The sequence below is a fragment of the Streptomyces sp. NPDC006463 genome (assembly GCF_042870715.1).
In the GTDB taxonomy this organism is placed as follows: domain Bacteria; phylum Actinomycetota; class Actinomycetes; order Streptomycetales; family Streptomycetaceae; genus Streptomyces.
The window spans coordinates 146792-165334 of sequence record NZ_JBIAHP010000008.1 but is presented as its reverse complement, the minus strand read 5'-3'; the positions used below and the strand labels follow the sequence as shown (position 1 = coordinate 165334).

General features: G+C 72.5%; 15 protein-coding genes. 6 read left to right on the top strand and 9 right to left on the bottom strand.

Going from position 1 to position 18543, the window contains the following annotated elements; genetic code table 11:
- Window positions 1–67 precede the first annotated feature (67 nt).
- The gene (locus ACFYOB_RS16785) at window positions 68–844 is read left to right on the top strand and encodes an enoyl-CoA hydratase/isomerase family protein (RefSeq protein WP_388560483.1); all 777 of its coding nucleotides are present in this window, start codon (window positions 68–70) and stop codon (window positions 842–844) included.
- Here ACFYOB_RS16785 and ACFYOB_RS16780 read toward each other — a convergent pair.
- Together ACFYOB_RS16780 and ACFYOB_RS16775 are read right to left on the bottom strand one after the other, a co-directional pair.
- Window positions 831–1457 carry a DJ-1/PfpI family protein gene (locus ACFYOB_RS16780; protein WP_388560482.1) on the bottom strand — a complete coding sequence of 209 codons (627 nt, stop codon included), beginning with the start codon at window positions 1455–1457 and terminating at the stop codon, window positions 831–833. The two genes, ACFYOB_RS16785 and ACFYOB_RS16780, sit on opposite strands and share 14 nt — an antisense overlap.
- Before the next feature lie 112 nt (window positions 1458–1569).
- Complete coding sequence (locus ACFYOB_RS16775) at window positions 1570–2526, bottom strand: GlxA family transcriptional regulator (RefSeq protein WP_388560480.1); 957 nt, start codon at window positions 2524–2526, stop codon at window positions 1570–1572.
- A gap of 104 nt (window positions 2527–2630) precedes the next feature.
- On the opposite strand from ACFYOB_RS16775, the gene ACFYOB_RS16770 reads away from it, so the two are divergent.
- Window positions 2631–4268, top strand: a complete 1638-nt coding sequence (locus ACFYOB_RS16770; RefSeq protein WP_388560478.1) for an ABC-F family ATP-binding cassette domain-containing protein — start codon at window positions 2631–2633, stop codon at window positions 4266–4268.
- A 317-nt stretch (window positions 4269–4585) separates the two neighbouring features.
- The gene (locus tag ACFYOB_RS16765) at window positions 4586–4858 is read left to right on the top strand and encodes a hypothetical protein (RefSeq protein WP_388560476.1); all 273 of its coding nucleotides are present in this window, start codon (window positions 4586–4588) and stop codon (window positions 4856–4858) included.
- Between the two features lie 73 nt (window positions 4859–4931).
- On the opposite strand, the gene ACFYOB_RS16760 is transcribed toward ACFYOB_RS16765, so the two are convergent.
- From ACFYOB_RS16760 to ACFYOB_RS16735, 6 genes are all read right to left on the bottom strand, one after another.
- Window positions 4932–5717: an SDR family NAD(P)-dependent oxidoreductase gene (locus ACFYOB_RS16760; RefSeq protein WP_388560474.1), complete on the bottom strand. Its 786-nt coding sequence runs from the start codon at window positions 5715–5717 to the stop codon at window positions 4932–4934.
- Window positions 5714–6910: an MAB_1171c family putative transporter gene (locus ACFYOB_RS16755; RefSeq protein ID WP_388560472.1), complete on the bottom strand. Its 1197-nt coding sequence runs from the start codon at window positions 6908–6910 to the stop codon at window positions 5714–5716. The genes ACFYOB_RS16760 and ACFYOB_RS16755 overlap by 4 nt, the downstream gene beginning before the upstream one ends.
- Window positions 6900–7340 (bottom strand): hypothetical protein, encoded by a 441-nt coding sequence (locus ACFYOB_RS16750; protein WP_388560470.1) that lies wholly within the window; start codon window positions 7338–7340, stop codon window positions 6900–6902. The genes ACFYOB_RS16755 and ACFYOB_RS16750 overlap by 11 nt, the downstream gene beginning before the upstream one ends.
- A gap of 321 nt (window positions 7341–7661) precedes the next feature.
- A complete protein-coding gene (locus ACFYOB_RS16745) occupies window positions 7662–10103 on the bottom strand; it encodes a Tex family protein (protein WP_388560468.1) in 2442 nt (813 codons plus the stop codon).
- Between the two features lie 103 nt (window positions 10104–10206).
- Window positions 10207–11070: a hypothetical protein gene (locus tag ACFYOB_RS16740; protein ID WP_388560467.1), complete on the bottom strand. Its 864-nt coding sequence runs from the start codon at window positions 11068–11070 to the stop codon at window positions 10207–10209.
- Between the two features lie 110 nt (window positions 11071–11180).
- Entirely contained in the window at window positions 11181–12572 is a 1392-nt protein-coding gene (locus ACFYOB_RS16735) for a glutamate decarboxylase (protein WP_388560727.1), read from the bottom strand.
- 622 nt (window positions 12573–13194) lie between these two features.
- Between ACFYOB_RS16735 and ACFYOB_RS16730 the strand changes: the two genes are divergently transcribed.
- A complete protein-coding gene (locus ACFYOB_RS16730) occupies window positions 13195–14016 on the top strand; it encodes a lipase family protein (protein WP_388560465.1) in 822 nt (273 codons plus the stop codon).
- An 822-nt stretch (window positions 14017–14838) separates the two neighbouring features.
- Window positions 14839–16398 (top strand): M1 family metallopeptidase, encoded by a 1560-nt coding sequence (locus tag ACFYOB_RS16725; RefSeq protein ID WP_388560464.1) that lies wholly within the window; start codon window positions 14839–14841, stop codon window positions 16396–16398.
- Between the two features lie 5 nt (window positions 16399–16403).
- Here ACFYOB_RS16725 and ACFYOB_RS16720 read toward each other — a convergent pair whose 3' ends face one another.
- Window positions 16404–17330, bottom strand: a complete 927-nt coding sequence (locus ACFYOB_RS16720) for an oxygenase MpaB family protein (RefSeq protein WP_388560463.1) — start codon at window positions 17328–17330, stop codon at window positions 16404–16406.
- Between the two features lie 198 nt (window positions 17331–17528).
- On the opposite strand from ACFYOB_RS16720, the gene sph reads away from it, so the two are divergent.
- Window positions 17529–18515, top strand: coding sequence for a sphingomyelin phosphodiesterase (gene sph / locus ACFYOB_RS16715; protein ID WP_388560462.1), 987 nt, complete (start codon window positions 17529–17531; stop codon window positions 18513–18515).
- The last annotated feature ends 28 nt before the right edge of the window (window positions 18516–18543 follow it).

Below are 18543 nucleotides of genomic sequence, written 5' to 3'. Positions count from 1 at the left end.
ACCGGGCCCCATGCCCGCGGCCACCCGGTCGGCGGCCCGACCGGCGGCCCGGGATAGCATCCGGCGCATGGACGCAGCCCTCCTGCACACGGTCGCCGACGGGGTCGCCACCGTCGTCATCTCCCATCCCGCCAAGCGGAACGCCATGACGGCCGCGATGTGGCGGGCCGTGCCGGAGCTGCTGGCGGGACTGGCGGCCGACCCCGCCGTACGGGTCCTCGTCCTGACCGGCGCGGGACCGACCTTCTGCGCGGGCGCGGACATCTCCTCGCTGACCGGGGACGACGAGCCGCAGGCACTCGCCGTCGCCGCGGAGGATGCGCTGGCCGCCTTCCCGAAGCCGACGCTGGCGGCGATCCGCGGGTTCTGCGTGGGCGGCGGCAGCCAGCTGGCCGCGGCCTGCGATCTGCGGTTCGCGGAGGAGGGGTCGTCGTACGGGGTGACCCCGGCGAAGCTGGGCATCGTCTACCCGGCCTCCTCCACCAGGCGGCTGACGGCCCTGGTCGGCCCGGCCGCCGCCAAGTACCTCCTCTTCTCCGCCGAGTTGATCGACGCGGACCGGGCGCTGCGGACCGGCTTCCTCGACGAGCTGCTGCCGGCCGGCCAACTGGACAAGCGGGTGGCCGAGTTCACGCGCGTACTGGTCTCGCGCTCGCAGCTCACCCAGGCAGCGGCCAAGGAGTTCGCGGACGGGCGGACCGACCGCGACGGGCACTGGGCGGCGCAGGCGGCCGGAAGCGGCGACACCGCGGAGGGCGTCGCCGCGTTCCTGGAGCGCCGGGCGCCCGTCTTCCGCTGGCCGGCGGAGGGCCGGCGCGCGCAAGGCCTGCCTACAGAGGACTGACCGCCCGCAGCCGCGCGACCAACTCGGCCGGGGCCTTGGCCGGGGAGCCCGCGTCGTAGGGCGGGTGGGGGTCGTACTCGGTCATCAGCTGGACGGTCTGGGCGTACTCGTCCCCGGCGATCCTGCCCAGCAGGGTGAGGCCCATGTCGATCCCGGCGGAGACACCCGCGGCGGTGACGTACTTCCCGTCGGACACCACCCGCTCCCCGGTGGGCTCGGCCCCGAACTGCGGCAGCCGGTCCAGGAACAGCCAGTGGCTCGCGGCCCGCCGCCCGTCGAGCAGCCCGGCGGCCGCCAGCAGCAGGGAGCCGGTGCAGACGGACGTCGTCCAGGTGGTGGTGGCGTCGACGGCCCGCAGCCAGTCGAGGACGGCGGGATTCTTCATCTCGATCTCGGGATGCGGCCCGCCGGGCACGACGACGATGTCGGGCCGGGTCACCTCGTGGAGCGCCTTGTCGGCGACGAGGGCGAGCGACCCGTTGTCGGTCCGCACCGGCCCGGGACGCTCGGACACGAACACGGTCTCGGCGCCCTGGAGGCGGCCGAGCGTGTCGAAGGGCCCGATGGCGTCGAGGGCGGTGAAGCGGTCGTAGAGCAGTACGGCGATCTGCATGGCTCCTCCGGAGCGGTCGATCGATGCCCTCCCCGGCCGGGGAGGGCAGGTCTGTCCGGGCGTGCACCCGGACCGGGTACGGGCGCGGCTTCGGGTACGGGGCGTGACGAGGTCAGGGGCCGAAGCGGCGGCGGTACTCGGCCGGGGACTGGCCCAGGGTCTTCACGAAGGCCCGGCGCAGCGCCTCGGGCGTGCCGTAGCCGCACGCCCGGGAGATCTGGGCGACGCCCTCGCGGCTGTCCTCCAGCAGGCGCCGCGCGTGCTCGACACGCACCCGCTCGACGTAGCGCCCCGGCGTCACCCCCGTCTCCGCCTGGAAGGCGCGCGCGAAGTGCCGCGGCGACAGCCTGGCCCGGGCTGCCAGGGCCTCGACGCTCAGGTCGCCGCCCGGATGCTCGGTGATGAACTGCTGCACGTCCCGCAACGGCTCCCGCCGCGCCGTCTGGGCCTCCAGCTGCGCGCTGAACTGGGCCTGGTTGCCGGGCCTGCGCAGGAACACCACCAGGTGCCGGGCGATCGTGAGCGCCACGTCCCGCCCATGGTCCTCCTCCACCAGCGCGAGCGCGAGGTCGATGCCCGCCGTGACCCCGGCCGAGGTGGCCACGGGCCCGTCCCGTACGTAGATGGGATCGGGCTCCACCGCGACGGCCGGATAGTCCCGGGCCATCTGCTCGCACACGTACCAGTGCGTCGTCGCCCGCCGCCCGTCCAGCAGTCCCGCCTCGGCGAGCAGCAGCCCGCCCGTGCACACGGACACCAGCCGCTGCGCGCCACCCCCGTGAGCGCGCAGCCAGTCGGTGATCCGGGGATCGAAGTCGGCCGTGTACCGGCCCCCGGGCACGAGCAGGGTGGTTCCCGTCCCCGGCCGGGCGCTCTCCAGCTCCCCGTCCGGCATCAGGGTCAGCCCGCTGCTCGTGCGGACCGGCGCGCCGCCCGGGGACACCGTCCGGATCTCGTAACCCGGCCGCCCGGGGAACCGGGCCACGCCCGAGAACACCTCGACCGGCCCGGTCACGTCCAGGCTCTGCACCCCGTCGTAGAGGAGGACGAGTACGTTTCGCAACGACATGGCCTCATGGTGTGACGGGAAGCCCGGTGGCCGCAATGCCGTGCATCCCACCTATCCGGCCATGCCCCTGGGGGCGGTGCGCGCCCGGATAGGATCGGGCCATCATGACTGCAACCCTCGTCGCCAAGAAGCTCACCGCCGCGCACGGTGAGCGCACGCTCTTCGCCGATCTCGACCTCGTCGTCGCGCCCGGCGACGTCATCGGCCTGGTCGGCGTGAACGGCGCCGGGAAGTCCACCCTGCTGCGCCTGCTCGCCGGGCTGGACACCCCCGAGACCGGTGAGCTGCGGCTCTCCCCGCCCACCGCCGCCGTCGGGCACCTCCCGCAGGAGCCGGAGCGCCGGCCCGCCGAGTCGGTACGGGATTTCCTGGCGCGCCGTACGGGCGTGGCCGCCGCGCAGGCGGAGCTCGACGCGGCGACGCAGGGCCTGGTGGACGGGACGCCGGGCGCGGACGACGCGTACGCGACCGCGCTGGACAGGTGGCTGGACCTCGGCGGCGCCGACCTCGACGAGCGGGCCGAGGAGGTCGCCGCCGAGCTCGGCCTCACGGTGGGCCTGGACCTGCCCATGACGGCGCTCTCCGGAGGCCAGGCGGCCCGCGCGGGCCTCGCCTCGCTGCTGCTGTCCCGCTACGACGTCTTCCTGCTCGACGAACCCACCAACGACCTGGACCTGGACGGTCTGGAGCGGCTGGAGCGGTTCGTCAAGGGGCTGCGCGCGGGCACGGTCGTGATCAGCCACGACCGCGAGTTCCTGACGCGCACCGTCACCAAGGTCCTCGAACTCGACCTGGCCCAGCAGCAGATCAACCTCTACGGCGGTGGCTACGACGCCTACCTGGAGGAGCGCGAGCGCGCCCGCGACCACGCCCGTGAGGAGTTCGACGAGTACGCGGGCAAGAGGTCCGCCCTTGAGGGCCGCGCCCAGATGCAGCGCAACTGGATGGACAAGGGCGTGCGCAACGCCCGTCGCAAGGCGAGCGACAACGACAAGATCGGCAAGAACCTGCGCGGCGAGTCCAGCGAGAAGCAGGCCGCCAAGGCCCGCCAGACGCAGCGGGCGATCGAGCGGCTGGAGGTCGTCGAGGAGCCCCGCAAGGAGTGGGAGCTGCGCATGGAGATCGCGGCGGCCCCGCGCTCCGGCTCTGTGGTCGCCACCCTGCGCGAGGCCGTGGTCAAGCGCGGGGACTTCCGCCTGGGCCCGGCCAGCCTCCAGATCGACTGGGCGGACCGGGTGGCCATCACCGGGGCCAACGGCGCGGGCAAGTCCACGCTGCTCGCCGTCCTGCTCGGCCGGCTGGCGCCGGACTCCGGCTCCGCCACCCTCGGCTCCGGCGTCCTGATCGGCGAGGTCGACCAGGCCCGCGGCCTGTTCCTCGGCGACGAACCGCTGCTGGAGGCCTTCTGCGCGGCCGTCCCGGACACCGAGCCGGCCGAAGTCCGCACCCTGCTGGCCAAGTTCGGCCTCAAGGCGGCCCACGTCCTGCGCCCCGCGGCCACCCTCTCCCCGGGCGAGCGCACCCGCGCCGCCCTGGCTCTGCTGCAGGGCCGCGGGGTGAACCTGCTGGTGCTGGACGAGCCGACCAACCACCTCGACCTCCCGGCGATCGAGCAGCTGGAGTCGGCCCTGGAGGCGTACGAGGGCACGCTCCTCCTGGTCACCCATGACCGCCGCATGCTGGACGCCGTCTCGGTGACCCGCCGGCTCCAGGTCTCCGACGGCAAGGTCACCGAGCTCTAGCCGACCGGGGTGGCAGTTGGTGACACCTTGAGGTCCCGAGGTGCCAACCGGCGCGTGCGCGACTAGCCTTTGTAGTGAGAGCCGCAACCGCGGAGCACACCGCCATGGCCGGAGTCTCGCGTCGGCAGGGGTGGAGCCTCTGACGCGTGCCTGCTTCGGGACCGTGTGGCGCCTGAGCCCCATGTGGCCGGACACGTGCTTCCGCATTTTCCGGCGGCCCTGTATCCGATCCGTGCCGCACGTTTTTCTCGGCGGTCGCGGTTCTGCCCCCGCACACCTCGGAGAGGTGCGAGAGGGTGGAAGGAAAGGGAACTCCCATGCAAGCACAGCGAGCGAAGCGCCTCTTGGCGGCCTCCGCTGCCGGTCTCCTGCTGGCCGGTGGAGCCGCGCTCGGCACCGCGGGCACCGCTTCGGCGGCAGCCCCGGCCCAGCCCGTCAGCTACGTCAACGGCGGTGGCTGCGGCGGCGATGACGACGACGACGACTGGGGCAGTCACCACAGCGGCTGGCGTCACGGCGGCTGGGACGACGATGACGACGACAACGGATACGGAGGGTGGGGCCACGGCCGCGGACACGGCAAGTGGTAGCTGATCCGCCCCTTTTACAGCAGGCCCTGCGCGGACCGGTCACCGGGCCGCGCATCGGGCTGCCGCGGCGGTTTCAGCGCTCGTCCGGCCGGTCTGCCGGGGCGCGCCGGGTGCGGGCCATCCTGCGTGCCACGAAGTCCCTAGGGAGATGGCGGGCCGCCAGCGCGTACGCCCTGTAGCGGCGGCCCGTGATGCTCAGCGGGCGGCGCAGCGCGAGGTCCCGCAGCGCCCGGTCCACCACGGCCTGCGGCTCCAGCCAGACCGCCTCGCGCAGCGCGCTGACGTCCATCCCGGCGCGTTCCTGGAACTCGGTGCGCGTGAAGCCGGGGACCACCGCCAGCACTCGGACCCCGTACGGTTCCATGTCCACCCGCAGCGACTCGCTGAACGCGGTGATCCAGGCCTTCGCGGCCCCGTACGTGCCGGTCGGCAGCAGTCCGGCCACCGAGGAGACGTTGACCACCGCACCCCGGCGGCGCTCGCGCAGACCCGGCAGCACGGCGTGGGTGAGCCGGAGCGGGACCTTGACCAGCAGGTCGAGCATCCGCTCCTCGTCCTCGACCGGGCTGTACGGGAAGGGCGCGGGCAGCCCGAAGCCCGCGTTGTTCACCAGGATGTCCACGGGCCGGACCCGGTCGGCGAGCCGCTCGGCGACCGCCGCGCGGTCAGCCTCGTCCAGCAGGTCGGCGGGCAGCACCTCGACCGCCGCGCCGAACTCCCGGGCGAGGTCCCGGGCGACGGACTGCAGCCTGTCCTTGTCACGGGCCACGAGGACCAGGCCGCAGCCCTTGGCGGCGAAGCCCCGGGCGAAGGCCGCGCCCAGTCCGGCGCTGGCCCCGGTGATCAGTACGGTGGTCAAGACGGCTTCACTTCCCGGCGGTCGGACACGTCACGGTGTGCGGTGTACTCCTGGGCGACGTCGACGAGGAAGCGGGCCTCGTCCGCCAGGTCCCCGCTCTCGTCGGAGGTCTGGATCGCGGCGGTCAGCTCCAGGCCGGCCGTCTCGCCCGGCTGACCGGGCAGTCCGTCGAGTTTCGTCCGCCGCGCCTCCTTCAGTACGGAGGCCAGCGCGGCCGCGGTGCGCCGCTGCTCGGGGACGCCGCGGCCGGCGACCTGGCCGCGGGCGAGGTCCAGGGCGCCCGAGGAGACGTACTCCCCGAGGATCAGGATCGCGTCGCGCGTCTCGATGACCTTGCGGTAGACCAGCAGGTTGCGCGGGACCGGCGGCCACAGCAGCTCGACCACCCGCCCGGCCCGCGGCTTGTTCAGGGCCACGTGCGGGACGGCCTGGACCAGGTCGCGCCACAGCGGCCACAGCCGCCACGCGGTGACGATGTCGGCGGCGGTGCGGCGGAAGGTGAACAGCGTCGGCACGAGGATGCCCGCGGCGCGCAGGAGGCCGTGCACGTTCATCATCAGCGGCAGGGCGGGCATCGCCCAGGTGCTGCCGAACAGTGCTTTGAGCAGGTACGCGAGCCAGAACAGGCCGGCGAGCGCGGTCCCGAGGCCGAAGAGGCGCAGCCCGGCGGCCAGCCCCCGGCTCTCGGTGCGGCGGCTGTAGCGCCAGCACAGGGAGACGCAGATGGTGTTGGCCGCGACGTGTGCGGAGATCAGCACGAGCCAATAGGCGAGGGAGGGCACCGGGTCGCCGACCGGCGGCATGGTGTGCGTGCCGTGCACGGGCGCGGCCAGATCCAGCGCGACCAGCGTGGTGAGCCAGCCCGCCGTGGCCACCCAGGAGGCGAGCTGGAGCCGGCGGCGGCCGGTGGCGGAGGCCACGAAGTAGAGGACCGCCCCGGCGGAGAGGACGCCGGTGAGGTTGCGAATGATGCCGATGGTGTGGGCGTAGGAGGCCTCGCGTCTCATCGCGTAGGCGACGACCTCGGGGAGGTTGAGCGTCATCGCGGCGGCGGCGGTGGCGACGGCCAGCCACAGGCCGCGCTGTTGCCGCGAGCGCAGGGCGCCCGGGGCGCGCAGGAGGACCGCGATCCACAGGAACACCACGCTGGGAATCGACAGCCAGTTGCCGAAGGCGGTCAGGTCAGCTGCCATCGTGGCCCCACTCGTACCCCATGGCGGACTCCAGCCGGGCCAGCGTGCCCCGGGCCCGGGGGGCCGACTGCGGGCCGGCGTTCGCCGTGCGGATGCGGATCATGCTGGCGAGCATCTCCGCCTCCTGCTCCTGGCGGGTGGTGTAGTTGGTGCGCCCGAGCACGGTGGGGGCCCCTCCGTCGGCCTCCTCACCCTCCAGCGAGTGGTGGCCGAAGAGGATGTGGCCGAGCTCGTGGAGCACGATGTGCTCCCGGTGGAGCGGGGTGGTCTGCGCCTCGTAGAAGACGTAGTCGACGCTGGCGGTGCCGACCCACAGTCCGCAGACGCCGGTCTCCGCCGCCTCCTTGGGGAGCGGGTGGAGCCGGATGGGGCGGCCACGTTGCTCCGCTATTCGGCCGCACAGTGCGTCGAGTGAAAACGGGTGGGTCAATTCCAGATGGCCGAGAATGTTCTCGCACCGTTTACGCAGGCTGAGTTGCCGGTGGGGCATGTGATCCCTCTTCGGACCCTTTCTCGGGCAGCGTCGGTAGGCGTGTGCGGGCATGGGCATGGTGTCCTGTGCCTTCAAGGCGGCCTCGGGGAATGCGGTCCTGAGGGGAAATGCGGATGCCCGTCCGCCGGGTGACGAACGGGCGTTCCACCATGCCTACAGATCTTGTACGGGAGTTGGCAAGGCAGGTCCCCAGGTGGGGGACCTATTCGGCCAACGTGTACGGAGACCTCACGCGCCGGGTTGGCTGCAAGCCTGCGGTCACCGCTTGCGGCGCTCCTCGGGACCGGTGAGGCCGGCGCGGCGCAGGGCGTCGGCCATCGCGCTGTTGGCGGGTGCGGGGGCGGACGCGCCGCCGCCCTGCCGCTGGCCCTGGCCACCGCCCTGGCCCTGACCGCGGCGGTCCTGGTTCTTGCCCGCGCCGTCGCGGGTGCCCGCGCGGCCGCGCTGCTGCGGCGGACGGCCGCCGCCCCGCCGCTCCTGCCGGTCCTCGCGCTGCCCGGGCGCGCCGGAGGAACGGTCCGCCTCGTCCTCCAGCCGCAGGGTCAGCGAGATCCGCTTGCGCGGGATGTCCACCTCCATGACCTTCACGCGGACGATGTCGCCCGGCTTGACCACGTCCCGGGGGTCCTTGACGAAGGTCTTCGACAGCGCCGAGACGTGCGCCAGTCCGTCCTGGTGGACGCCGATGTCGATGAAGGCCCCGAAGGCGGCCACGTTGGTGACCACGCCTTCCAGGATCATCCCGGGGGTCAGGTCGCCGATCTTCTCCACGCCCTCCTTGAAGGTCGCCGTCTTGAAGGCGGGACGCGGGTCGCGGCCCGGCTTCTCCAGCTCGCGCAGGATGTCGGTGACCGTGGGCAGGCCGAAGGCCTCGGTGACGAACTGCTCGGGGCGCAGGGAGCGCAGTACGCCGGTGTTGCCGATCAGGGCCGCCACCTCGCCGCCCGCCGTCTTGCCCATCGCCCGGACCACCGGGTAGGCCTCGGGGTGCACGGCCGAGCCGTCCAGCGGGTCGTCCCCGCCGCGGATCCGCAGGAAGCCCGCGCACTGCTCGTACGCCTTCGGGCCGAGCCGGGCCACGTCCTTGAGCCCCTTGCGGCTGCGGAAGGGCCCGTTGGCGTCGCGGTGGGAGACGATGTTCTCGGCGAGCGAGCCGCTGATGCCCGACACGCGCGAGAGCAGCGGCGCGGAGGCGGTGTTGACGTCCACGCCGACGCCGTTCACGCAGTCCTCGACCACCGCGTCGAGCGAGCGGGAGAGCTTCACCTCGGACAGGTCGTGCTGGTACTGGCCCACGCCGATCGACTTGGGGTCGATCTTGACCAGCTCGGCGAGCGGGTCCTGCAGGCGCCGGGCGATGGAGACCGCGCCGCGCAACGACACGTCCATGCCGGGCAGTTCCTGCGAGGCGAAGGCGGACGCCGAGTACACGGAGGCGCCGGCCTCCGAGACCATCACCTTGGTGAGCTTCAGCTCGGGGTGGCGGGTGATGAGGTCACCGGCCAGCTTGTCGGTCTCGCGGGAGGCCGTGCCGTTGCCGATGGCGACCAGCTCGACCGCGTGCTCCTTCGCGAGGCGGGCGAGCTTGGCGAGGGACTCGTCCCACTTGTTGGCGGGCACGTGCGGGTAGATCACGTCCGTGGCCACGACCTTGCCGGTGGCGTCCACGACGGCGACCTTCACGCCGGTGCGGAAGCCGGGGTCCAGGCCGAGCGTCGCGCGGGTGCCGGCGGGTGCGGCGAGCAGCAGGTCGCGCAGGTTCGCGGCGAAGACCCGTACGGCCTCGTCCTCGGCGGCGGCGCGCAGCCGGGTCCGCAGGTCGATGCCGAGGTGCACCTGGATCTTCGTACGCCAGGCCCAGCGGACCGTGTCGGCCAGCCACTTGTCTCCGGGGCGGCCGCGATCGGCGATGCCGAAGCGGCGGGCGACCATGCCCTCGTACGTCGACGGGCCGGCGGTCGCCGCGTCTTCGGGGCCCTCGGGCTCCAGGGTGAGGTCGAGGACGTCCTCCTTCTCACCGCGCAGCATCGCGAGGACGCGGTGCGAGGGCAGCGCGGTGAACGGCTCGGCGAAGTCGAAGTAGTCGGCGAACTTGGCGCCCGCCTCCTCCTTGCCGTCCCGGACCTTCGCGGCGAGCCGGCCGCGGCCCCACATGCGCTCGCGCAGTTCGCCGATCAGGTCGGCGTCCTCGGCGAACCGCTCGGTGAGGATGGCGCGGGCGCCCTCCAGGGCCGCGGCCGGGTCGGCGACGCCCTTGCCGACGTCGACGAACGCGGCCGCGGCGGCGGCCGGTTCCACGGACGGGTCCGCGAGCAGGCCCTCCGCGAACGGCTCCAGGCCGGCCTCGCGGGCGATCTGCGCCTTGGTGCGGCGCTTGGGCTTGAAGGGCAGGTAGATGTCCTCCAGCCGGGCCTTGGTGTCGGCGGCGTTGATCCGCGCCTGCAGCTCGGCGTCGAGTTTGCCCTGCTCCCGCACGGAGTCCAGGATCGCGGAGCGCCGGTCCTCCAGCTCGCGCAGATACCGCAGCCGCTCCTCCAGGGTGCGTAGCTGGGCGTCGTCGAGCATCTCGGTCGCTTCCTTGCGGTAGCGCGCGATGAACGGCACGGTGGAGCCGCCGTCGAGCAGCTCGACGGCGGCCTTGACCTGCCGCTCCCGTACGCCGAGTTCCTCGGCGATCCTGCCTTCGATGGACGTCGTCACGATCGGGTCCCGCCTGCCTTCGTTTGCACTGGAAGGCTGCCAATTGTGGCAGGTGGCCGTGACAAGGGGCGGTAAGCCCGCCAGAGCCCGGCCGCGGGGCCGGTCAGGCCTTGCCGCGCAGGTCCGCCGGGAAGGCTCCGGCCATGACCGCCTTCATCACCAGGGCGCCGCCGAGTTCCGCCAGCCGGGCCAGGCCGGCCGCGCCGAGGTGCTCGTAGGGGGCGGCGTCGAGGCGGTCCGTCTCGGTCTCCAGCCGCTCGCGCAGCGCGGCGCCCTCCTCGGTCAGCGCCCCGTCGGCGTCGAGCACACCGCGTCCGCGCAGCCGGGCGACGGCGGCGTCCAGGTCGGACTGCTCCCAGCCGCGGATGGACTTGATCCACTTCGGGGTCATGCCCTTGCCGGTGGCGGTGTGGCTGACCAGGGCCTCCAGCGGGTCCAGGTCCGCGATGAGCAGGGCGGCGAGGTGGCCGTCGCCGCGGTGCTCGCGCAGCAGGGTGGTGGCGTGCCACAGGCGCAGGTGCGGTTCCTCGGGTACGGGGAGGTCGGCGTGGGCCGCGTAGAGGGGGCGGGCGTGCCGGGTGCAGCCCTCGGTGGCGCGTATCGCCAGGTCGGCGGCCTCCGCGAGCTCGGGCGACTCGATGGTCTCGGCGCCCAGCAGCCGGCGCAGGGTGGCGTCGGCGGCGCGCAGCCGGGCGGCGAGGGCCTGTTCGGGCGTGGTGATGTCCCAGACCGCCGGGAGGTGCCGGGCGACGTGGTCGTAGCGGTAGTTGTAGAACGTGGCGGTCACCGTGCCCGCTCCGACGGCGCCCAGGGCCGCGGACCGGTGGGCGAGGTTGACGGCGACGGGGTCGGTGATCCCGAGGCCCGCGAACTCCTTGGTGGTGTCCGGCGAGAAGTAGACGGTGGAGTGCAGCGGATTGATCGCGTTGTGCCAGCAGTGCCGTGCGGCGAGCGGGGGAAGGGTCATGGGACGGCAGGTTACCGACTGTTCGGTATGTCGGCCAGTGTCACGGTTGGGATCCGGCCGGGCCCCGCTGTGCCGTGCCGTGCCGTGTCGTGCCGTGCCCCGCCGTGCCGTCAGTGGTGGAAACCGACGCGGTCCTTCTTGGGCGGGTGGCCCTCGCCGAGGTGCTTGATCGCTCTGCGCATGTCGTCGGCGAGGAGTTCGATCTCGTCCCGGTCGACGCCGTGGCGGACCAGGACGCGTTGGATGACGGTCTCCTGGCGGTCCGGCGGCAGGGGGTAGGAGGGCACCTGCCAGCCGCGCATGCGGAGCTGGTCGGATAGGTCGTACAGGCTCCAGCCGACGGAGTCGGGATCGGTGAGGGTGTACGAGACGGCGGGAAGTGCGCCGACGCCGTCGTAGAGCAGGGTGAAGGGGCCCATCTCGGCGATCTGCCGGCCGAGGTGCTGCGCGGTGTCGGCGCAGGCCTCGTAGACGCGCCGGTACCCCTCGCGGCCCAGGCGCAGGAACATGAAGTACTGGGTGACGACTTGGCCGCCGGGGCGGGAGAAGTTCAGGGCCAGGGTGGGCATGTCGCCGCCCAGGTAGTCGACGTGGAAGACCAGGCCGTCCGGCAGGGCCTCCTGGTCGCGCCACAGCGCCCAGCCGACGCCGAGCGGGGCCATGCCGTACTTGTGGCCGGAGGCGTTGATGGAGGCGACGCGCGGCAGCTGGAAGTCCCACACCAGATCCGGGTGGAGGAACGGCGCGATGAACCCGCCCGAGGCCGCGTCGACGTGCAACGGGACGTCCAGGCCCCTCTCCGCCTGCATGCGGTCGAGTTCGGCGGCGATCTCACCCACCGGCTCGTAGGTGCAGGTGTAGGTCACGCCGAGGATGGCGACGACGCCGATGGTGTTCTCGTCGACGTACTCGCGCAGCTGGTGCGCCTGGAGGCCGGTCGCGCCGGGCTCCACCGGGACCTGCCGGAGCTCGACGTCGAAGTAGCGGGCGAACTTCTCCCAGCAGACCTGCACCGGCCCGCAGACCAGGTTCGGCCGGTCGGTCGACAGGCCTGCGGCCTGCCGGCGGTCGCGCCAGCGCCATTTCAGGGCGAGGCCGCAGAGCATCGCGGCCTCGCTGGAGCCGGTGGTCGAGCAGCCCACCGCGTTGGCGTCGCCGCCCGTACCGGCCGGGGCGTGCCATAGGTCGGCGAGGATGTTCACGCACCGGGACTCGATCTCCGCGGTCTGCGGGTACTCGTCCTTGTCGACGATGTTCTTGTCCAGACACAGGTCCATCAGCCGGCGGACCTCGTCGTCCGCCCAGGTGGTGCAGAAGGTCGCGAGGTTCTGCGAGGCGTTGCCGTCCAGGAGCAGCTCGTTGCGGAGCAGCTGGAACACCACCGGCGGCGGGGAGGGCAGGCCGGGCATGGACCGTTTGGGCAGGGGGCGCTCGCTCAGCGGGGAGGCGAAGATGTCGACGGCCGGGTCGGCCGCCGGTTCCTGGGCGTTGTGGAGCGCCACCATTCACCTCACATATCGGTCCATTGGTCCGAATCGGACACTACAGACAGGTCCAGCGGGCGGCATGCGGACCTGGGCCATCCCGGGGTGCCGCCCGCCCGGATCCGGACCGCACCGCCGGGCCGGGTGCGCGGCCGAGCGGGGTACCGGGCGCCGGCGAGAGCCCGCGGCCGCCGTCGGGGCGCGCCGCTGGTCCCGGGCCCCGGCACCGCCGTGTTCGTGCTGCTCGCGGCCGGCTACGCCGGCTCCAACTTCTGGCCGCTGTGGGCGAGTTCACTGGGATGCGCCTGACGGTGGGCCCTGTTCGCCGCGACACCGCGCTCGTCGTGCTGAGCATCTACGTCGTCGTCGGCGCCGCACTGGTCCGTCCCACCCGCGTAAGCCCCCGAGCCCGCCCGTCCGGAGCCGCCCGCGAGCAAAGCCACGATCCGTCCGGGTGACGAGGGAACGTTCCTGCGTATCGGTCAGGACTGTGGGGGCCGGGAACCGCATCGGTTCCCGGCTAGCGTCTGGTTGCCCGGCGGGGCCGGCCCCTCGGCACGCGACAGAGCCGGGCGACATCGGTCCGCGGGCTGCTCCGCGGACGGTCTCACGCACTACTCACCATGGCCGGGAGAACGCCGTGTCCGTACCGTCGACGATCGACCACACCGCCAAGAAGCACAGCCCCCAGCTCGCGTACTGGATGGTCCAGGCCGCCGACCTCGCCTACAAGGACGAGGCCGCCATCGATGCCAAAGCCCGCGACTGGGGTTTCGACCGGGTGCGTCACCACCACACCCGTTTCACGCCGCCGTTCCCGCTGGAGGACACCCAGGCCTATACGGTCGCCAGCGACAAGATGATCATCACCGGATTCCGGGGCACCGAGCCGGCGCAGATCAGGGACTGGCTCTCGGACGCCACCACACCCCCGTGGCCGGGTCCGGGCAAGACGGGCTACGTCCACTACGGCTTCGGCCAGGCCCTCGACTCCGTCTTCCCCACCGTCAGGGACACCCTCGCGGACTTCCGCGACAACGACCAGAGCGTATGGTTCACCGGCCACAGCCTCGGCGGCGCACTCGCCATGCTCGCCGGCTGTCGCATGTACCTGGAGGAGCCGCGTCTGCAGGCCGACGGCATCTACACCTACGGCCAGCCCCGCACCTGCGACCGGCTCCTGGCCGCCTCCTGCAACAAGGGCTTCAAGGACCGCCTGCACCGCTACGTCAACAACAACGACGTCGTCCCGCAACTTCCGCCCGAGCCCGCCTACACCCACGTCGAGACCCTGCACTACATCGACGCGAGCGGCCGGATCCGCTCCTCCATGCCGCTGATGGGCGCGCTGACCGACCGGGTCAAGGGCGCCACCGCAGATCTCCTCGCCCCCGCCGGCGACGCCCTGCGTGACCACCCCATCAAGAACTACGTCGCAGCCATGGAGAAGAACCTGGTCTGAAGGATCGAGGTGCCGACGGCGTAGGTGCCGGCACAGGGCACGGTGGACATGGCCCGTGCTGCGTGCTGCCGCTCATACCCGCGCGGGCCGGTGAATCCGCAGGGCCGTCGCCCGGTCGAGGGCGAGTCGGCGGGCGCCGGCTCGCCCGGGCGGCGCCGGTCGTGACGAGGATCCGTCCGGGCTCCGTGCGCAGCCCGGCGGCCGTGTACCGGTCCGCGGGCGCGGCCCGCAGCGCGGGGAGACCGCCCGGGTGGTAGCCGTTCGCCGCCGGCGGAGGGTCCGGCCCGTCGGGCGGCCGCAACGACTCGCCCGGCAGCCGGGCGATCCGGGTCCCGCTCCCCCGCAGGCCCTCCAGCCCTCCACCGCGCCGGCGCCGCGCAGTTCGTCGTAGGCACAGACCACGGCGGCCCGGCCCCGGCCGATCTCCTCAACCCCGAGTGACGCTCCTCTTCCTGGCTTTCCTCCCGGAGTTTCCCCGGCCGGATTCAGCCGATCCGAAGGCGCGGATGTGGCTTCGCGCAGGGGTGTTCCTCGTCCTTCGGCGCGGTCCTCGACATGGCTACGCGTGCACCGGCGGGGCCTTGAGCCGTCGGCTGCGCCGCAGGCCACGGGCCCTGGGCCGATAGCACCGGGCCGCCGGCGGGGGGTATCCGACGCTCGGTGCCCTGGGCGCTTTCGCCGCGCTGTCCGGCGGCTCGTGACGGCCGGATGGCGATCGTGTGACAGCGGGGGCCATGGACATGACGTGGGGCGTCACGGGTGAATACGGTCGAACGACAAGGCCTTGAACAGATCTGTCTCCTCTACCACTTGGAGCCATTAGTGCACCGCAAAGTCATCGCCCCGAGCGTGCTCGCCGCCTCCCTGCTGCTGGTGATCCCGGCGTCGGCGGCGAGTTCCGGTCCGGGCGCCCCGGGTATCGGCGATCCCTACTACCCGGCCAGCGGCAACGGCGGATACGACGTGTCGCACTACGACCTGCGCCTGCAGTACCAGCCGAAGACGGACCTGCTCGAAGGCACCGCCACCCTCCTCGCCACCGCCAAGCAGGACCTGTCCCGCTTCAACCTCGACTTCGGCCTCCAGGTCAGCGAGGTCCGGGTCAACGGGACCAAGGCGAAGTTCGCCGCCTCCGGAAGCCATGAGCTGGAGGTCACCCCGGCCAGGCCGCTGGCGCGCAACACCCCGCTGACCGTCGTGGTCAAGTACGCGGGGAAGCCCTCCGAGCTGAAGGTGGACGGCTGGACGGCCTGGCAGCGCACGCCCGACGGCGGTGTGGCGGCGCAGGAGCCCGACTCGGCGGTCTGGTGGTTCCCGAGCAACGACCACCCGCTCGACAAGGCCACCTTCGACATCTCGGTCAACGTCCCGGACGGCACCCAGGCGATCAGCAACGGCGTCCTCCAGTCGCAGACTTCGCGGCTCGGCTGGACCCGGTACAACTGGCGCTCCAACAAGCCGCAGGCCACGTACCTGGCCACCCTGGCGATCGGCAAGTTCGACATCACCACCGACAAGACGGCGAGCGGCTTGCCGGTCCTCAACGCCTACAGCAAGGACCTCGGCGACAACGCGGGCGCGGCGCGGGCGAGCGTGGAGCGGACGGCCGAGGCCGCCGAGTGGCTGGAGGGGGTCTTCGGTCCGTACCCCTTCAACGCGCTGGGCGGCTACGTGCCGAACGTGACCGCGGGCTTCGCGCTGGAGACCCAGACGCGGCCGTTCTACGGGCCGCGCCAGTTCCAGAACGGCGCGAACGTGTCGGTGGTCGTGCACGAGCTGGCCCACCAGTGGTACGGCGACAGCGTGTCCGTCGAGGGCTGGAAGGACATCTGGATCAACGAGGGCTTCGCCCGCTACAGCCAGTGGCTGTGGTCGGAGAAGGAGGGCGAGGGCACGGCGCAGGAGCTCGCCGACTGGGCCTACTCCACGCGCCCGGCCGAGGACCCGTTCTGGCAGGTCAAGCCGGGTGACCCGGGTCCGGAGAACCAGTTCCACGGTGCCGTCTACGACCGCGGCGGGATCGCCCTGCAGGCGCTGCGCAACCACATCGGCGACGAGAAGTTCTTCCAGATCCTCAAGGGGTGGCCGGCCGAGCGCGCCTACGGCAACGCGAAGGTCGCGGACTTCGTCGCCTACGCGGAGAAGGTCTCGGGCCGGCCGCTGGCCCAGTTGTTCGACACCTGGCTGTACACCCCGGGCAAGCCGGACGCCTCCGCCCTGAACCCCACGGCGCCGGCCGCCACGGCCCGTTCCTCCTCGGCCCCGGCGGCGAAGACGGAGCCCAAGTCCTGGAAGAAGATCGCGGAGACGAACACGATCCACGACCACGGCCACGAGAACGCACACGGGAGCGGCACCGGGATCGGGAACGACAAGCACTGAGTCCGTCAGCGGGCGGCGGCGCGCCACCGGGCCCGCGCCGCCCGCGCGACGGGCAGGTACCGCAGCCGTTCGGGGAGCACCGGCACGAGGAGCCGTAGGGCCGTGCTGAACCGCCGGAGCCTGCGTTCCTGGGCCGGGCTCCACTCCAGCCCGATGGCGGCGCGCGCCTCGGGCGGCATGTAGCCGACGGTGACGAAGGCCCGCAGGCGCAGGAAGGCTACGCGCAGCACGGGCCAGGTGAGCCGCAGCAGCAGCCGTACCGGCAGCGAGCCGCCCTCGGGGCGGGGCAGCGGCACATCGGTGGCGACCAGCTCGCGGGCGACCGCGGTCGGCTCGATCTCCTCGGCCAGCATCCGGCGGTAGTACGGCCAGAACTCCTCGATGGTCTGCGGCATGTCCCGGTCACGGAGGCCGAGTATCCGGCCCACCTGGAGCCACTCACGGTAGAGCTGCCGCTCGTCGGCGGGGCTGATGCGGCGGAAGAGGTAGCGCCCGGAGTACAGGGCGATGGGGAATCCGGTCGCGTGCACCCAGGCGTAGCAGGCCGGGTCGAGGGAGTGGTAGCGGCGCCCCCGGGTGTCGGTGCCCTGGATCTCCCGGTGCAGGCGGCGGACCCTGCGGCCCTCGGCCGCGGCTTCGTCCCCGCCGTACACCCACAGCTGGACGGAGCGCAGCGAGCGCTCGCCGCGCCCCCAGGGGTCGGTGCGGAAGACCGAGTACTGATCGACCCCGGCCCCGACCGCGGGGTGGGCGACCTGGAGGGTGAAGGCGGCGGGCAGCGTCAGCAGGGACCGGACGTCCCCGGCGGTGGTCCACAGCACCCCGCCGGGCGGGGGCGGCTCGGGGTCGGTGCGGACCCCGGCCGTGCGGCGCGCCGTCCCGCTCACGGGATGGTCCGCAGCGTGTCCCGCGGGGTGCTCCGTCGTGCTCATGAGTGTGCCCCCAGGGTGTAGACCTCGCTGTTCTCCCAGTATGACGGGGGCCGCGTGCCGTGCGCCGGGCCCCCGGCGCCCCCACGTTGTCGTGGCCCGGACAGAAAGTCTTGTCACGGGTGTTACCCAGAGGTAACCGTGGCTGCTTGGATGGCGGAGCCGATCTTCCCATCCCCCGCAGGATCGATGGAGACCTCCATGCAGCACACCTCGAACCGCCGCAACCGGGCCGCCGCCGCTGCCGTCGCCGCGGTCGCCGCCGGCGCGCTGGCCGCCACCACCGCGCCGGCCGCCACGGCCGCCGAGTCCGCCGCCCCGCGGCTGAGCGTCCTGTCGTACAACGTGTTCCTGATGAGCAAGAACCTGTACCCGAACTGGGGCCAGGACCACCGGGCCGCGGAGATCCCCAAGGCCGCCTTCTACCAGGGCCACGACGTGGTCGTGCTCCAGGAGGCCTTCGACAACGGCGCCTCCGACGCGCTGAAGGCCAACTCGGCGGCCCAGTACCCGTACCAGACCCCGGTCGTCGGCCGCAGCAAGACGGGCTGGGACGCCACGGGCGGCGCGTACTCCTCCACCACCCCGGAGGACGGCGGCGTCACGGTCCTCAGCAAGTGGCCCATCGTCCGCAAGGAGCAGGTCGTCTACAAGGACGCCTGCGGCGCCGACTGGTGGTCGAACAAGGGCTTCGCCTACGTCGTGCTGAACGTGAACGGCGTCAAAGTGCACGTGGTCGGCACCCACGCGCAGTCCACCGACCCGGGCTGCGGCGCGGGCGAGGCCGCACAGATGCGCGACCGCCAGTTCCGCACCATCGACGCGTTCCTGGACGGGAAGAACATCCCCGCGAACGAGCAGGTCATCGTGGCGGGCGACATGAACGTCGACTCGCGCACGCCGGAGCTCGCCTCCATGCTCGCGGGCGCCGACCTGGCCGCCTCCGACACGCGCACGGGCCACCCGTACTCCTTCGACACCGCGCTCAACTCGATAGCGAACTACCGCTACCCGACCGACCCGCGCGAGGACCTGGACTACGTCCTCTACCGCAAGGGCAACGCCCGTCCGGCGGGCTGGGAGAACAACGTCGTCAAGGAGCAGTCGGCGCCCTGGACGGTCTCCAGCTGGGGCACCTCCTACACCTACACCAACCTCTCGGACCACTACCCGCTGATCGGCCGCTAGGCATCGGCCCCCGTTCCGGTGGGCGGCA

Coding starts and splice junctions, on each gene's coding strand:
- sph (WP_388560462.1), top strand. CDS start 17,529: ATGCAGCACACCTCGAACCGCCGCAACCGGGCCGCCGCCGCTGCCGTC.
- ACFYOB_RS16785 (WP_388560483.1), top strand. CDS start 68: ATGGACGCAGCCCTCCTGCACACGGTCGCCGACGGGGTCGCCACCGTC.
- ACFYOB_RS16765 (WP_388560476.1), top strand. CDS start 4,586: ATGCAAGCACAGCGAGCGAAGCGCCTCTTGGCGGCCTCCGCTGCCGGT.
- ACFYOB_RS16755 (WP_388560472.1), bottom strand. CDS start 6,910: ATGGCAGCTGACCTGACCGCCTTCGGCAACTGGCTGTCGATTCCCAGC.
- ACFYOB_RS16720 (WP_388560463.1), bottom strand. CDS start 17,330: ATGAGCACGACGGAGCACCCCGCGGGACACGCTGCGGACCATCCCGTG.
- ACFYOB_RS16770 (WP_388560478.1), top strand. CDS start 2,631: ATGACTGCAACCCTCGTCGCCAAGAAGCTCACCGCCGCGCACGGTGAG.
- ACFYOB_RS16775 (WP_388560480.1), bottom strand. CDS start 2,526: ATGTCGTTGCGAAACGTACTCGTCCTCCTCTACGACGGGGTGCAGAGC.
- ACFYOB_RS16740 (WP_388560467.1), bottom strand. CDS start 11,070: ATGACCCTTCCCCCGCTCGCCGCACGGCACTGCTGGCACAACGCGATC.
- ACFYOB_RS16780 (WP_388560482.1), bottom strand. CDS start 1,457: ATGCAGATCGCCGTACTGCTCTACGACCGCTTCACCGCCCTCGACGCC.